This window comes from Providencia huaxiensis, from assembly GCF_002843235.3.
Classification (GTDB): domain Bacteria; phylum Pseudomonadota; class Gammaproteobacteria; order Enterobacterales; family Enterobacteriaceae; genus Providencia; species Providencia huaxiensis.
Genome location: NZ_CP031123.2, coordinates 3567470 through 3581945, shown reverse-complemented (window position 1 = coordinate 3581945; position 14476 = coordinate 3567470). Strand labels below are relative to the sequence as shown.

Below are 14476 nucleotides of genomic sequence, written 5' to 3'. Positions count from 1 at the left end.
CTTGAAGAGTGACTAACACGTTAATTCATATATATGAACTAATAGGTAATTTGGTTTCTTCGGAAATCAAACGACAGTAACATTCTTTGAGCATCAAGCTACTTTTAATTGAAGAGTTTGATCATGGCTCAGATTGAACGCTGGCGGCAGGCCTAACACATGCAAGTCGAGCGGTAACAGGGGAAGCTTGCTTCTCGCTGACGAGCGGCGGACGGGTGAGTAATGTATGGGGATCTGCCCGATAGAGGGGGATAACTACTGGAAACGGTAGCTAATACCGCATAATCTCTTAGGAGCAAAGCAGGGGAACTTCGGTCCTTGCGCTATCGGATGAACCCATATGGGATTAGCTAGTTGGTGAGGTAATGGCTCACCAAGGCGACGATCTCTAGCTGGTCTGAGAGGATGATCAGCCACACTGGGACTGAGACACGGCCCAGACTCCTACGGGAGGCAGCAGTGGGGAATATTGCACAATGGGCGCAAGCCTGATGCAGCCATGCCGCGTGTATGAAGAAGGCCCTAGGGTTGTAAAGTACTTTCAGTCGGGAGGAAGGCGTTGATGCTAATATCATCAACGATTGACGTTACCGACAGAAGAAGCACCGGCTAACTCCGTGCCAGCAGCCGCGGTAATACGGAGGGTGCAAGCGTTAATCGGAATTACTGGGCGTAAAGCGCACGCAGGCGGTTGATTAAGTTAGATGTGAAATCCCCGGGCTTAACCTGGGAATGGCATCTAAGACTGGTCAGCTAGAGTCTTGTAGAGGGGGGTAGAATTCCATGTGTAGCGGTGAAATGCGTAGAGATGTGGAGGAATACCGGTGGCGAAGGCGGCCCCCTGGACAAAGACTGACGCTCAGGTGCGAAAGCGTGGGGAGCAAACAGGATTAGATACCCTGGTAGTCCACGCTGTAAACGATGTCGATTTGAAGGTTGTTCCCTAGAGGAGTGGCTTTCGGAGCTAACGCGTTAAATCGACCGCCTGGGGAGTACGGCCGCAAGGTTAAAACTCAAATGAATTGACGGGGGCCCGCACAAGCGGTGGAGCATGTGGTTTAATTCGATGCAACGCGAAGAACCTTACCTACTCTTGACATCCAGAGAACTTAGCAGAGATGCTTTGGTGCCTTCGGGAACTCTGAGACAGGTGCTGCATGGCTGTCGTCAGCTCGTGTTGTGAAATGTTGGGTTAAGTCCCGCAACGAGCGCAACCCTTATCCTTTGTTGCCAGCGATTCGGTCGGGAACTCAAAGGAGACTGCCGGTGATAAACCGGAGGAAGGTGGGGATGACGTCAAGTCATCATGGCCCTTACGAGTAGGGCTACACACGTGCTACAATGGCGTATACAAAGAGAAGCGACCTCGCGAGAGCAAGCGGAACTCATAAAGTACGTCGTAGTCCGGATTGGAGTCTGCAACTCGACTCCATGAAGTCGGAATCGCTAGTAATCGTAGATCAGAATGCTACGGTGAATACGTTCCCGGGCCTTGTACACACCGCCCGTCACACCATGGGAGTGGGTTGCAAAAGAAGTAGGTAGCTTAACCTTCGGGAGGGCGCTTACCACTTTGTGATTCATGACTGGGGTGAAGTCGTAACAAGGTAACCGTAGGGGAACCTGCGGTTGGATCACCTCCTTACCATTGAAGTGTTTTTGTGAAGTGCTCACACAGATTGTCTGATAGAAAGTAGAGCAATAGGTTCACGTGGGAGGCTTTTTGCGCTGATGTAGAATTTTAACACAGCCGCTCCATTCCAATGAGGAATGTCGCCTTACACGAAACGAGCAAATCAGTGATTTGCTAAACAAGTTTCGTGTCCCCTTCGTCTAGAGGCCTAGGACACCGCCCTTTCACGGCGGTAACAGGGGTTCGAATCCCCTAGGGGACGCCAATTGCGCCGATATCGAGTGAAAGACGATGTCCCCAATAATGATTAAGCCAATTATTTCGATAGTTGGTTTAACAATTATGCTCTTTAACAATCTGGAACAAGCTGAAAATTGAAAACAACGCACATTGTTTATCGCTTAAACAATGTGAGAGTCTCTCAAAAATCTCAACTTGAATGTGCTTCTCTGAAGCATCGAGTCGACGAACGACATGAGTTCGAGGCGGCCAGCGCACAGCAAGCGCAGCGTACATAAGTACGTGAGCATTGCGCGCACTGCCCAACGAAGAAATCATGATGTGCAGTCACTCGTTGTCAGAAGACACCTTCGGGTTGTGAGGTTAAGCGACTAAGCGTACACGGTGGATGCCTAGGCAATCAGAGGCGATGAAGGACGTGCTAATCTGCGATAAGCGTCGGTAAGGTGATATGAACCGTTACAACCGACGATTTCCGAATGGGGAAACCCAGTGCAATTCGTTGCACTATCGTTTGATGAATACATAGTCAAACGAAGCGAACCGGGGGAACTGAAACATCTCAGTACCCCGAGGAAAAGAAATCAACCGAGATTCCCCTAGTAGCGGCGAGCGAACGGGGAGCAGCCCAGAGTCTTAATCAGCATTAGCATCAGGAGAACGGTCTGGAAAGTCCGGCAGTAAAGGGTGATAGCCCCGTATCCGAAGGTGTTAGTGTTGTGAACTCGACGAGTAGGGCGGGACACGTGTTATCCTGTCTGAATATGGGGGGACCATCCTCCAAGGCTAAATACTCCTGATTGACCGATAGTGAACCAGTACCGTGAGGGAAAGGCGAAAAGAACCCCGGCGAGGGGAGTGAAATAGAACCTGAAACCGTGTACGTACAAGCAGTGGGAGCCCCATCACTCAAGTGCCTCGGCAATTGAGTGAGGGTGTAAAACCATCACAATAACAGCGCAGGATTTGCCAACAAGATTGGCTGATTTTTTCAAGCCGCAGCGCAGTGGACATCGAAGTCCATGAGCAGCGGAAGTTAAAAAATCGGGCAAGATTGGCCGCAAAGACAAGCGGGACATTTGAGGATGGGGTGACTGCGTACCTTTTGTATAATGGGTCAGCGACTTATATTCTGTAGCAAGGTTAACCGTATAGGGGAGCCGTAGGGAAACCGAGTCTTAACTGGGCGAATGAGTTGCAGGGTATAGACCCGAAACCCGGTGATCTAGCCATGGGCAGGTTGAAGGTTGGGTAACACTAACTGGAGGACCGAACCGACTAATGTTGAAAAATTAGCGGATGACTTGTGGCTGGGGGTGAAAGGCCAATCAAACCGGGAGATAGCTGGTTCTCCCCGAAAGCTATTTAGGTAGCGCCTCGTGAACTCATCTTCGGGGGTAGAGCACTGTTTCGACTAGGGGGTCATCCCGACTTACCAACTCGATGCAAACTACGAATACCGAAGAATGTTATCACGGGAGACACACGGCGGGTGCTAACGTTCGTCGTGAAGAGGGAAACAACCCAGACCGCCAGCTAAGGTCCCAAAGTCATAGTTAAGTGGGAAACGAAGTGGGAAGGCTCAGACAGCCAGGATGTTGGCTTAGAAGCAGCCATCATTTAAAGAAAGCGTAATAGCTCACTGGTCGAGTCGGCCTGCGCGGAAGATGTAACGGGGCTAAACTATGCACCGAAGCTGCGGCAGCGATATTTAGATATTGTTGGGTAGGGGAGCGTTCTGTAAGCCTGTGAAGGTGTACTGTGAGGTATGCTGGAGGTATCAGAAGTGCGAATGCTGACATAAGTAACGATAATGCGGGTGAAAAACCCGCACGCCGGAAGACCAAGGGTTCCTGTCCAACGTTAATCGGGGCAGGGTGAGTCGACCCCTAAGGCGAGGCAGAAATGCGTAGTCGATGGGAAACGGGTTAATATTCCCGTACTGGTGATAATTGCGATGGGGGGACGGAGAAGGCTAGGCTATCCGGGCGACGGTTGTCCCGGTTTAAGAATGTAGGCAGGTGAATTAGGCAAATCCGGTTCACTACATGCTGAGGTTCGATGACGAGTCACTACGGTGATGAAGTAGCTCATGCCCCGCTTCCAGGAAAAGCCTCTAAGCTCTAGATTATCATTAATCGTACCCCAAACCGACACAGGTGGTCAGGTAGAGAATACTCAGGCGCTTGAGAGAACTCGGGTGAAGGAACTAGGCAAAATGGTGCCGTAACTTCGGGAGAAGGCACGCTGGCGCTAGGTGAAGTCCCTCGCGGATGGAGCTGAAGCCAGTCGCAGATACCAGCTGGCTGCAACTGTTTATTAAAAACACAGCACTGTGCAAACACGAAAGTGGACGTATACGGTGTGACGCCTGCCCGGTGCTGGAAGGTTAATTGATGGGGTTATCCGTAAGGAGAAGCTCTTGATCGAAGCCCCAGTAAACGGCGGCCGTAACTATAACGGTCCTAAGGTAGCGAAATTCCTTGTCGGGTAAGTTCCGACCTGCACGAATGGCGTAATGATGGCCAGGCTGTCTCCACCCGAGACTCAGTGAAATTGAACTCGCTGTGAAGATGCAGTGTACCCGCGGCAAGACGGAAAGACCCCGTGAACCTTTACTATAGCTTGACACTGAACATTGAGCCTTGATGTGTAGGATAGGTGGGAGGCTTCGAAGCGTGGACGCCAGTCTGCGTGGAGCCAACCTTGAAATACCACCCTTTAATGTTTGATGTTCTAACGTTGCCCCATTATCTGGGGTGCGGACAGTGTCTGGTGGGTAGTTTGACTGGGGCGGTCTCCTCCCAAAGAGTAACGGAGGAGCACGAAGGTTGGCTAAGCATGGTCGGACATCATGCGGTTAGTGCAAAGGCATAAGCCAGCTTGACTGCGAGAGTGACGGCTCGAGCAGGTACGAAAGTAGGTCTTAGTGATCCGGTGGTTCTGAATGGAAGGGCCATCGCTCAACGGATAAAAGGTACTCCGGGGATAACAGGCTGATACCGCCCAAGAGTTCATATCGACGGCGGTGTTTGGCACCTCGATGTCGGCTCATCACATCCTGGGGCTGAAGTAGGTCCCAAGGGTACGGCTGTTCGCCGTTTAAAGTGGTACGCGAGCTGGGTTTAGAACGTCGTGAGACAGTTCGGTCCCTATCTGCCGTGGGCGTTGGAAGATTGAAAGGGGCTGCTCCTAGTACGAGAGGACCGGAGTGGACGCACCACTGGTGTTCGGGTTGTCATGCCAATGGCATTGCCCGGTAGCTAAGTGCGGAAGAGATAACCGCTGAAAGCATCTAAGCGGGAAACTTGCCTTGAGATGAGTCTTCCCTGACCCTTTAAGGGTCCTAAAGGAACGTTTAAGACTAAGACGTTGATAGGTTGGGTGTGTAAGCATAGCGATATGTTGAGCTAACCAATACTAATGAACCGTGAGGCTTAACCTGACAACACCGAAGGTGTTTTAGAGAGATTAAAGTTGATTCAATAAAAGTGAGAAGCCGAGAGGCGAAGGACACACAGCTTGTTTGAGATTGATGTTCTGGTTTAGTGCACGAAAGTGACATTAAACGGGAACAAATAGAATTTGTCTGGCGGCAATAGCGCGGTGGTCCCACCTGACCCCATGCCGAACTCAGCAGTGAAACGCCGTAGCGCCGATGGTAGTGTGGGGTCTCCCCATGTGAGAGTAGGGAACTGCCAGACATTAAATTTTAAGGTTGTGTCAGTACTGACTGACCGCACCATATTGCTGATATGGCTCAGTTGGTAGAGCACACCCTTGGTAAGGGTGAGGTCCCCAGTTCGAATCTGGGTATCAGCACCACATAATCGGCATTTAAAAAGAATTTACCTAGCGGCAATAGCGCGGTGGTCCCACCTGACCCCATGCCGAACTCAGTAGTGAAACGCCGTAGCGCCGATGGTAGTGTGGGGTCTCCCCATGTGAGAGTAGGGAACTGCTAGGTTTTAAATACAAAGAAGCCACCCATTGGGTGGCTTTTTTCATTCTACGAATAGAATAATTTTTACTAATTATCTTATTTTCCTAATCTTGCTATTCACTCTTAATCCAGCCTGATAGACTTATCCTATCCTAGTTTTATTTGTACTGAAGGCTGTAATGAACCTAATGTCTGAACTTAAATCATTTAATAGCTTTGGCATTCAAGCAAAAGCATTATCAATTGTTTTTGTGGATAATCAAGAATCTTTACTCCAACAATGGGCCGAGGCTAAAAATCAGCAACTTCCCGTATTATTATTAGGGGGAGGAAGCAATGTTCTATTTGTTGCAGACTTTGAAGGTGTGGTAATTATCAATCAGCTGAAGGGTATAAAAATAACAGAAGATAACAGCTATTGGTATATTCATGCCCAAGCAGGTGAAAATTGGCATCAATTACTTGAAACATTATTGAGTAAAGGTGTTTTTGGTGCAGAAAATTTAGCGTTGATCCCGGGTTGTGTTGGCTCTGCTCCTATTCAAAATATTGGAGCTTATGGTATAGAGCTGAAAGATATATGTGAGTATGTTGATGTACTTTCTCTAGAAACAGGTAAAGTAGCTCGGCTAACCGCTGCTGAGTGCCAGTTTGGCTATCGTGATAGTATTTTTAAGCATGAATATCAATATGGCCATGTCATTATCAGTGTTGGGTTAAAACTTGCTAAAGAATGGGCACCTAAGCTTATGTATGGTGACCTTGCTCAACTTGACCCCAATACAGTAACGCCAGAACAAGTATTCAACTCTGTATGCCAAACACGTAGAAGTAAATTACCTGACCCAACAGTAACAGGCAATGCGGGGAGTTTCTTTAAGAATCCCGTTATTTCGGCAGAAAAGGCACAGGCCATAAAAATAGCTTATCCTAATTGTCCCCAATATGAACAAGCTGATGGCAGTATTAAATTAGCCGCAGGCTGGCTAATTGACCAGTGTGGTTTAAAAGGTCATCAAATCGGTGGTGCTGCCGTTCACACCCAACAGGCGTTGGTGCTAATTAATAAGCACCACGCAACAGGGCAAGATATTGCTAACTTGGCGAAATATGTGAGTCAAACGGTAGCAAAGCGTTTTGATATTATCTTAGAGCCAGAAGTCAGGTTTATAGGCAGAAGGGGTGAAGTTAATGCAATGGATTATATTCGATGAAAGAAACTAATATTCCTTTACAGCTAATTGATATCTTAGCTGATGCTCAGGTCCATTCGGGGGAGCAACTCGGTGAACAATTAGGAATGACAAGATCTGCAATTAATAAACATATCAAAACATTGCGCTCTTGGGGACTAAACATAGAAACAATAGCTGGCAAAGGCTATAAGCTACCATATCAAATCAATTTATTAAGCAAAGAAGCTATTAAAAAACAAGTTGATGGCGTGAATATTATTGTTGAGCCAGTTATTGATTCAACGAATCAATACATGTTAGAGCGTATTAATAGCCTGAAGTCAGGGGATACTTGCTTAGCCGAATATCAAAGTGCTGGGCGTGGTAGAAGAGGGCGCCAGTGGATTTCACCATTTGGCTGTAATCTCTACCTTTCTATGTATTGGAAATTAGATCAAGGCCCTGCCGCTGCAGTAGGACTAAGCCTTGTTGTCGGTATCGTCATTGCGGAAGCATTGAACAAAATAAGCCAAGATAAAGTAAAAGTAAAATGGCCTAATGATTTATATATGAATGATAAAAAACTTGCCGGAATTCTAGTTGAATTAACAGGTAAAACAGGAGATGCCGCTCACATTATTATTGGGATTGGAATTAATATTGGTATGAATAAAAACAATATTGAAAACGCTAATACAATAACACAAGAATGGTCATCACTAAGAGATGAAGTTGAGAATATAGAGCGTAATGAATTATCTGCAAATATTATTAAGTCATTAAGAAAATCCTTGGTTATATTTGAGCGAGAAGGGCTGAAACCATTTTTAGAACGGTGGTTTAAATTAGACAACTTTCTTAATAGACCTGTTAAGCTATTGATAGGTAATGATATAATAACGGGTGTTGAACGTGGTATTAATGATCAAGGTGCTTTGTTATTACAAAAAGATAATGATGAAATAATACCGTATATAGGTGGTGAAATATCATTGCGGCCTAATTGATTATATATTATTGGCCGGCAATAAGCCGGCCAATATAAATAATTACTTTCTTAGTCTAACACTCTGAATAGAATGGTTTTCACCTTTAGTCATAATTAAACTTGCTCTTTCCTTTGTTGGTAATATATTTTCTTCAAGATTTAATCCGTTAATTTCATCCCAGATAGAGCCTGCAATATTAATTGCTTCTTCTTCCCTTAGTTTAGAATAATTATGGAAATAAGAATCAGGATCTGAGAATGCACCTTGCCTAAATTTAAGAAACCGGCCGATATACCACTGTTTTAATAATTCAGGTGCAGCATCAACATAAATAGAAAAATCAACAAAGTCAGATACAAAGACATGATGAGGATCTTGTGGGTAATCCATATCACTTTGTAAGACATTCAGCCCTTCAAGTATTAAAATATCAGGTTGATCAATGATTTGTTCCTGGTCAGGAACGATATCATACGTTAAATGTGAATAAACTGGTGCTTTAACGTTACGTGCACCTGATTTTATTTGGGACACGAAGTTGACAAGTTTTCGCATATCATAAGACTGCGGAAACCCTTTTTTCTTCATGATATTCCTATCTTTCAATACTTGATTAGGATGTAAAAAACCATCAGTCGTAATTAAGTCAACTTTACGGTGTTCTGGCCAACGAGTGAGTAGTGCTTGTAGCAAACGTGCCGTTGTACTTTTACCAACAGCTACGCTACCCGCTATACCAATAATATAAGGCACTTTTGCGCCATTAGTTCCAAGAAACTGCTCTAAGACAGCCTGACGACGTAAGTTTGAACTGATATAAAAATTCAATAAACGCGATAAAGGTAGATAAATCTCTATAACATCTTCCATAGAGAGCTCTTCGTTAATCCCTTTTAACTCTAGGAGTTCGCTCGATGTTAATGTAAGTGGAACTGAATCACGTAAAGTTGCCCAGTGTTCTCTATCAAACTCTAAGTATGGCGTAGTAATAAAATTTTCTTTCTTTTTCATAAACCAACATCTGCCTATTTTGTGCAGGTTGGACAGGTTGCCTAAACACCCGTATCCATAAAATTTGCTAGCATCATAGCGAGTGAAAGTGGGTAGGCGTAGGTTTTTTTCTATTTTTTATGAGTTTTTTTTGATATACGCAGAAAAAATGATACTGAGTGACGAAAAAAACACCTAAAAATGAAAGGGTAAAATTATGATATCGAATAAAAAATAATAATTTTAAAAATTTTAAGTCTTTTTCTCCCTTTACTGACTAAATGGTAATGGACTATAGTTAACAGCTGTTGTTGATGTTTTAAGCTTAAAATAGTTAAAAAATCAACAAAAATGCAAAAAGCGAACAAAATGTGAGCGAACAAACAAAAAAGTTAATTTTTTTGTTGCAACCTGCGCCGACTCTACCTAGAATGCGCAGCACTTGATGCCGGCATAGCTCAGTTGGTAGAGCAACTGACTTGTAATCAGTAGGTCCCGAGTTCGACTCTTGGTGCCGGCACCATTAAAAATTTGGATAGGTGGGATACCCAAGCGGCCAAAGGGAGCAGACTGTAAATCTGCCGTCACAGACTTCGAAGGTTCGAATCCTTCTCCCACCACCATCTCCAAGAAATTTTCTTCAATGAAAATTTTGAGGAACAGTTTAACAGCTGATAACTCAGGTAGCCGAGTTCATTGCGGGCATCGTATAATGGCTATTACCTCAGCCTTCCAAGCTGATGATGCGGGTTCGATTCCCGCTGCCCGCTCCAAGATGTGCTGATATGGCTCAGTTGGTAGAGCACACCCTTGGTAAGGGTGAGGTCGGCAGTTCGAATCTGCCTATCAGCACCACTTCCTTCATGTTCTCAATTATCTCCCTGATTTGTCTCCTGAAAAAAACAAGCGAAAATAAATTCTTGCTTGGTTGATGTGGTTTAACCACCGATTCCGTGTCTTAGAGGGACAATCTAATGTCTAAAGAAAAATTTGAACGTTCAAAACCGCACGTTAACGTTGGTACTATCGGCCACGTTGACCACGGTAAAACTACTCTGACAGCAGCTATCACTACTGTTCTGGCTAAAACTTACGGCGGTTCTGCTCGTGCATTCGACCAAATCGATAACGCACCAGAAGAAAAAGCGCGTGGTATCACCATCTCTACTTCACACGTAGAATACGATACTCCAACTCGCCACTACGCACACGTAGACTGCCCAGGACACGCCGACTATGTTAAAAACATGATCACTGGTGCTGCTCAGATGGACGGTGCAATCCTGGTTGTTGCTGCGACTGATGGCCCAATGCCACAAACTCGTGAGCACATCCTGTTAGGCCGCCAAGTAGGTGTTCCTTACATCATCGTTTTCCTGAACAAATGTGACATGGTAGACGACGAAGAACTGTTAGAATTAGTTGAAATGGAAGTTCGTGAACTTCTGTCTCAATACGATTTCCCAGGCGACGACACTCCAGTTGTCCGTGGTTCAGCTCTGAAAGCGCTGGAAGGCAACCCAGAGTGGGAAGCGAAAATTGTTGAATTAGCAGGTCACTTGGATTCTTACATCCCAGAACCAGAGCGTGCAATTGACAAACCATTCCTGCTGCCAATCGAAGACGTATTCTCAATCTCTGGTCGTGGTACAGTAGTAACAGGCCGTGTTGAGCGTGGTATCATCAAAGTTGGTGAAGAAGTTGAAATCGTTGGTATCCAAGACACGGTTAAAACAACTTGTACTGGCGTTGAAATGTTCCGTAAACTGCTGGACGAAGGTCGTGCGGGTGAGAACGTTGGTGTTCTGCTGCGTGGTACTAAACGTGAAGAAATTCAACGTGGTCAAGTACTGGCAAAACCAGGTTCAATCAAGCCACACACTAAATTCGAATCAGAAGTCTATATTCTGAGCAAAGATGAAGGTGGTCGTCACACTCCATTCTTCAAAGGTTACCGTCCACAGTTCTACTTCCGTACAACTGACGTAACAGGTACTATCGAACTGCCAGAAGGCGTAGAGATGGTAATGCCAGGTGATAACATCAACATGATCGTTACCCTGATCCACCCAATCGCGATGGACGACGGTTTACGTTTCGCAATCCGTGAAGGTGGCCGTACTGTAGGTGCGGGTGTTGTTGCAAAAATTATTGCATAATACATAGCTTCATTTAGCTTTAAAGAAGGGTACCTAAATAAGGTGCCCTTTTTATTTTCTGTGAGAAAAATTTAGCCTATATAACACCATTATCGGGTGGCATTGTTTTATATGTTGAATTGTTCATATCGTAAGTAACTTCTTCTTTTAATTTAAATTACTTGAAAACAGACTTATTACTAATTAAGGGTCTTTGTAAATCACTGGTAATGATAATTGAAATGCAAATCATTTTTATTTAAACTATCTGTATGTGATTTATACAGGTAAGCATCATGTACATCTGCCTTTGTGAAGCCATTACTGATAAACAGATCAGAAATGCCGCAAGAAAATATCAAGTGACCTCGTTGAAGGGCCTACGGCAAATTTTGCCTGTAGGCTTAGAATGTGGAAAGTGTATTAGACAAACAAAGGCAATTTTATATGAAGAACAAATGATTTTTGAGGATGCGTGTGCCACTGAGGTTGCATAGTCTTTAATACCATTCAAATTTATTCCCTCGAAACCTACCATCTTTTGTTTAACAATATTTTTGTTTAAATGCATTGAGTGAAAATTATACTAACATCAATTTCAGTACTACACTTAAAAGACTGGAAGCGATGGAGGTAGAAATGAAAGGTGATAAAAAAATGATAGCCCACCTAAATAAACTACTGGGCAATGAGCTAGTTGCAATCAACCAATATTTTTTGCATGCACGTATGTTTAAAAATTGGGGACTTACCCGCCTCAATGAGATGGAATATCACGAATCAATCGATGAAATGAAACACGCAGATAAATATATAGAGCGAATTTTGTTTCTCGACGGTATTCCTAACTTACAAGACCTTGGTAAGTTAAATATCGGTGAAGATGTTGAAGAGATGTTGAAATCAGATTTGCAGCTTGAAATCGATGGAGCAAAGAATCTAAAAGAAGCTATTAAATATGCGGACTCGGTTCATGATTATGTCAGTCGAGATCTGATGATTGAAATTTTAGCTGATGAAGAAAACCATATTGATTGGATAGAAACCCAATTGGGGCTAATTAGCCGTTTGGGGCTCCAAAATTACCTACAAGCGCAGGTTAAAGAAGAATAACATAGTATTCCTACGGTCATTAACTAAGTAAATTTGTATAAAAAGCCCCCCAGTTATCTCTCTTTTCAAGATTGAGGGGGCTTTTCGATAATTCTCTTCAAAAAAAACGCACATATTTTCCTCGATTACTTGTGTTTCCCTATAATTTACGTATAATGCGCGGGCTTACTGATGAGTAAGCCCTATATTTTAGGACTGAAATATCAGTATTGAGTCAACGATTTGTTGCTCATTTAGACAATACTTCCGATTTGGAAGTTACATCAAGAACGATTACACTCTCCCATCAATCGAAATGGGTACGAGGAGTAATCATTTTACGTTTATAAATAGTTGGAGCTCTGGTCTCATGCAGAACCAAAGAATCCGTATCCGCCTGAAAGCTTTTGATCATCGTTTAATCGATCAATCAACTGCGGAAATCGTAGAGACTGCTAAGCGCACTGGTGCGCAAGTTCGTGGTCCTATCCCGCTGCCGACACGTAAAGAGCGTTTTACCGTTCTGATTTCTCCGCACGTTAACAAAGATGCGCGTGATCAGTACGAAATTCGCACTCACAAGCGTCTGGTTGACATCGTTGAGCCAACCGAAAAGACCGTTGATGCTCTGATGCGTCTGGACCTGGCTGCCGGCGTTGACGTGCAGATCAGCCTGGGTTAATCAGGTCGTCGAACGATTGAGAGGTTGAAACAATGAAAGGTTTAGTCGGTAAGAAAGTCGGTATGACTCGTATCTTCACTGAAGATGGCGTTTCTATACCTGTAACTGTTATCGAAATTGAAAATAACCGTGTTACTCAGGTTAAAACTGCAGAAACTGACGGTTATAATGCAATTCAGGTTACTACTGGTAGCAAAAAAGCTAATCGTGTAACTAAGCCTGAAGCAGGTCATTTCGCTAAAGCTGGCGTCGAAGCTGGCCGTATCCTGCGTGAATTCCGCATTGAAGATAGTGCAGAATACACAGTAGGTCAAAGCATTAGCGTTGAAATTTTCGCTGACGTTAAAAAAGTCGACGTTACTGGTACATCTAAAGGTAAAGGTTTTGCCGGCACAGTTAAGCGCTGGAATTTCCGTACTCAAGATGCTACTCACGGTAACTCCTTGTCTCACCGTGTTCCGGGTTCTATCGGTCAAAACCAGACTCCGGGCAAAGTGTTTAAAGGCAAGAAAATGGCAGGCCAACTGGGTAATGAGCGTGTAACCGTTCAAAGCTTAGATGTAGTACGTGTTGACGCTGAGCGCAACCTGCTGCTGGTCAAAGGTGCTGTTCCAGGAGCAACTGGTAGCAACCTGATCGTAAAACCGGCTGTCAAGGCTTAACGTCGAGGAGATAGGAATGGAATTGGTAATGAAAGACGCGCAAAGCGCGCTGACTGTTTCCGAAACTACCTTCGGGCGTGATTTCAATGAAGCGCTTGTTCACCAAGTAGTTGTTGCGTATGCAGCTGGTGCTCGTCAAGGTACTCGTGCTCAGAAAACTCGTGCTGAAGTTTCTGGTTCTGGTAAAAAACCATGGCGTCAAAAAGGTACTGGCCGTGCACGTTCTGGTTCAGTAAAGAGCCCAATTTGGCGCTCTGGTGGTGTTAGCTTCGCAGCTAAACCACAGGACCACAGTCAAAAAGTAAATAAGAAGATGTACCGTGGTGCTTTAAAAAGCATCCTCTCTGAGTTGGTACGTCAAGATCGTCTGATCGTTGTCGAGAAGTTCTCTGTTGAAGCACCTAAAACTAAGTTGCTGGCACAGAAACTGAAAGATATGGCTCTGGAAGATGTTCTGATCATCACTGCTGAATTAGATGAAAATCTGTTTTTAGCAGCGCGCAACCTGTATAAGGTTGACGTTCGTGATGCAGCAGGTATTGATCCAGTTAGCCTGATCGCCTTCGACAAAGTGGTTATGACTGCTGATGCTGTGAAGCAAGTTGAGGAGATGCTGGCATGATCCGTGAAGAACGTCTGCTAAAAGTACTGCGCGCGCCGCATGTATCTGAAAAAGCTTCTACAGCGATGGAAAAAAGCAATACCATCGTTCTCAAAGTTGCGAAAGACGCGACTAAAGCAGAAATCAAAGCTGCTGTACAGAAACTGTTTGAAGTTGAAGTTGAAGGTGTTAACACTTTGCTAGTTAAAGGCAAAACTAAACGCCACGGTCAGCGTTTCGGTCGTCGTAGCGACTGGAAAAAAGCTTACGTCACGCTGAAAGAAGGCCAAAATTTGGACTTCATTAGCGGTGCTGAGTAAGTCGGAGGAGT

General features: G+C 44.6%; 10 protein-coding genes, 6 tRNA genes and 4 rRNA genes. 19 read left to right on the top strand and 1 reads right to left on the bottom strand.

Going from position 1 to position 14476, the window contains the following annotated elements:
- Nucleotides 1-105 precede the first annotated feature (105 nt).
- From CYG50_RS18305 to birA, 8 genes are all read left to right on the top strand, one after another.
- A 16S ribosomal RNA gene (locus CYG50_RS18305) occupies nucleotides 106-1645 on the top strand.
- A 177-nt stretch (nucleotides 1646-1822) separates the two neighbouring features.
- Nucleotides 1823-1898: transfer RNA gene (locus tag CYG50_RS18300), tRNA-Glu, on the top strand.
- 336 nt (nucleotides 1899-2234) lie between these two features.
- A 23S ribosomal RNA gene (locus CYG50_RS18295) occupies nucleotides 2235-5318 on the top strand.
- Between the two features lie 143 nt (nucleotides 5319-5461).
- Nucleotides 5462-5577, top strand: a 5S ribosomal RNA gene (gene rrf, locus CYG50_RS18290).
- Between the two features lie 45 nt (nucleotides 5578-5622).
- Nucleotides 5623-5698 (top strand) — tRNA-Thr (locus CYG50_RS18285).
- Between the two features lie 26 nt (nucleotides 5699-5724).
- A 5S ribosomal RNA gene (gene rrf / locus CYG50_RS18280) occupies nucleotides 5725-5840 on the top strand.
- Together the 16S, 23S and 5S rRNA genes with 2 tRNA genes alongside form the textbook arrangement of a ribosomal RNA operon.
- 155 nt (nucleotides 5841-5995) lie before the next feature.
- Nucleotides 5996-7030 (top strand): UDP-N-acetylmuramate dehydrogenase, encoded by a 1035-nt coding sequence (gene murB, locus CYG50_RS18275; RefSeq protein ID WP_102140755.1) that lies wholly within the window; start codon nucleotides 5996-5998, stop codon nucleotides 7028-7030.
- Nucleotides 7027-7998 carry a bifunctional biotin--[acetyl-CoA-carboxylase] ligase/biotin operon repressor BirA gene (birA, locus tag CYG50_RS18270; RefSeq protein WP_102140754.1) on the top strand — a complete coding sequence of 324 codons (972 nt, stop codon included), beginning with the start codon at nucleotides 7027-7029 and terminating at the stop codon, nucleotides 7996-7998. Before murB ends, birA begins: the two co-directional genes overlap by 4 nt.
- Nucleotides 7999-8040: 42 nt before the next feature.
- On the opposite strand, the gene coaA is transcribed toward birA, so the two are convergent.
- Nucleotides 8041-8991: a type I pantothenate kinase gene (gene coaA, locus CYG50_RS18265; RefSeq protein ID WP_102140753.1), complete on the bottom strand. Its 951-nt coding sequence runs from the start codon at nucleotides 8989-8991 to the stop codon at nucleotides 8041-8043.
- A 426-nt stretch (nucleotides 8992-9417) separates the two neighbouring features.
- Here coaA and CYG50_RS18255 point away from each other — a divergent pair.
- The 11 genes from CYG50_RS18255 to rplW all read left to right on the top strand — a co-directional run bounded on the left by CYG50_RS18255 (nucleotide 9418) and on the right by rplW (nucleotide 14465).
- A tRNA-Thr gene (locus CYG50_RS18255) sits at nucleotides 9418-9493 on the top strand.
- A 15-nt stretch (nucleotides 9494-9508) separates the two neighbouring features.
- Nucleotides 9509-9593: transfer RNA gene (locus CYG50_RS18250), tRNA-Tyr, on the top strand.
- Between the two features lie 75 nt (nucleotides 9594-9668).
- Nucleotides 9669-9743: transfer RNA gene (locus tag CYG50_RS18245), tRNA-Gly, on the top strand.
- Nucleotides 9744-9749: 6 nt separating this feature from the next.
- A tRNA-Thr gene (locus CYG50_RS18240) sits at nucleotides 9750-9825 on the top strand.
- 119 nt (nucleotides 9826-9944) lie between these two features.
- Complete coding sequence (gene tuf / locus CYG50_RS18235) at nucleotides 9945-11129, top strand: elongation factor Tu (protein WP_116068795.1); 1185 nt, start codon at nucleotides 9945-9947, stop codon at nucleotides 11127-11129.
- A gap of 275 nt (nucleotides 11130-11404) precedes the next feature.
- The gene (gene bfd / locus CYG50_RS18230; RefSeq protein ID WP_004265412.1) at nucleotides 11405-11605 is read left to right on the top strand and encodes a bacterioferritin-associated ferredoxin; all 201 of its coding nucleotides are present in this window, start codon (nucleotides 11405-11407) and stop codon (nucleotides 11603-11605) included.
- Nucleotides 11606-11747: 142 nt separating this feature from the next.
- Nucleotides 11748-12221: a bacterioferritin gene (gene bfr, locus CYG50_RS18225; protein WP_102140604.1), complete on the top strand. Its 474-nt coding sequence runs from the start codon at nucleotides 11748-11750 to the stop codon at nucleotides 12219-12221.
- Between the two features lie 349 nt (nucleotides 12222-12570).
- On the top strand, nucleotides 12571-12882 hold the full coding sequence (gene rpsJ / locus CYG50_RS18220; RefSeq protein ID WP_001181005.1) for a 30S ribosomal protein S10: 312 nt from the start codon (nucleotides 12571-12573) through the stop codon (nucleotides 12880-12882).
- Nucleotides 12883-12914: 32 nt separating this feature from the next.
- Nucleotides 12915-13544 carry a 50S ribosomal protein L3 gene (rplC, locus tag CYG50_RS18215; protein WP_004265414.1) on the top strand — a complete coding sequence of 210 codons (630 nt, stop codon included), beginning with the start codon at nucleotides 12915-12917 and terminating at the stop codon, nucleotides 13542-13544.
- 16 nt (nucleotides 13545-13560) lie between these two features.
- Nucleotides 13561-14166: a 50S ribosomal protein L4 gene (rplD, locus tag CYG50_RS18210; protein WP_004265418.1), complete on the top strand. Its 606-nt coding sequence runs from the start codon at nucleotides 13561-13563 to the stop codon at nucleotides 14164-14166.
- Nucleotides 14163-14465: a 50S ribosomal protein L23 gene (rplW, locus tag CYG50_RS18205; protein WP_004265420.1), complete on the top strand. Its 303-nt coding sequence runs from the start codon at nucleotides 14163-14165 to the stop codon at nucleotides 14463-14465. Before rplD ends, rplW begins: the two co-directional genes overlap by 4 nt.
- The last annotated feature ends 11 nt before the right edge of the window (nucleotides 14466-14476 follow it).

Bases quoted from the DNA above. Each gene is read 5' to 3' on its own strand.
- coaA (WP_102140753.1), bottom strand. From the start codon at position 8,991: ATGAAAAAGAAAGAAAATTTTATTACTACGCCATACTTAGAGTTTGAT.
- tuf (WP_116068795.1), top strand. From the start codon at position 9,945: ATGTCTAAAGAAAAATTTGAACGTTCAAAACCGCACGTTAACGTTGGT.
- bfd (WP_004265412.1), top strand. From the start codon at position 11,405: ATGTACATCTGCCTTTGTGAAGCCATTACTGATAAACAGATCAGAAAT.
- rpsJ (WP_001181005.1), top strand. From the start codon at position 12,571: ATGCAGAACCAAAGAATCCGTATCCGCCTGAAAGCTTTTGATCATCGT.
- rplW (WP_004265420.1), top strand. From the start codon at position 14,163: ATGATCCGTGAAGAACGTCTGCTAAAAGTACTGCGCGCGCCGCATGTA.
- rplC (WP_004265414.1), top strand. From the start codon at position 12,915: ATGAAAGGTTTAGTCGGTAAGAAAGTCGGTATGACTCGTATCTTCACT.
- rplD (WP_004265418.1), top strand. From the start codon at position 13,561: ATGGAATTGGTAATGAAAGACGCGCAAAGCGCGCTGACTGTTTCCGAA.
- bfr (WP_102140604.1), top strand. From the start codon at position 11,748: ATGAAAGGTGATAAAAAAATGATAGCCCACCTAAATAAACTACTGGGC.
- murB (WP_102140755.1), top strand. From the start codon at position 5,996: ATGAACCTAATGTCTGAACTTAAATCATTTAATAGCTTTGGCATTCAA.
- birA (WP_102140754.1), top strand. From the start codon at position 7,027: ATGAAAGAAACTAATATTCCTTTACAGCTAATTGATATCTTAGCTGAT.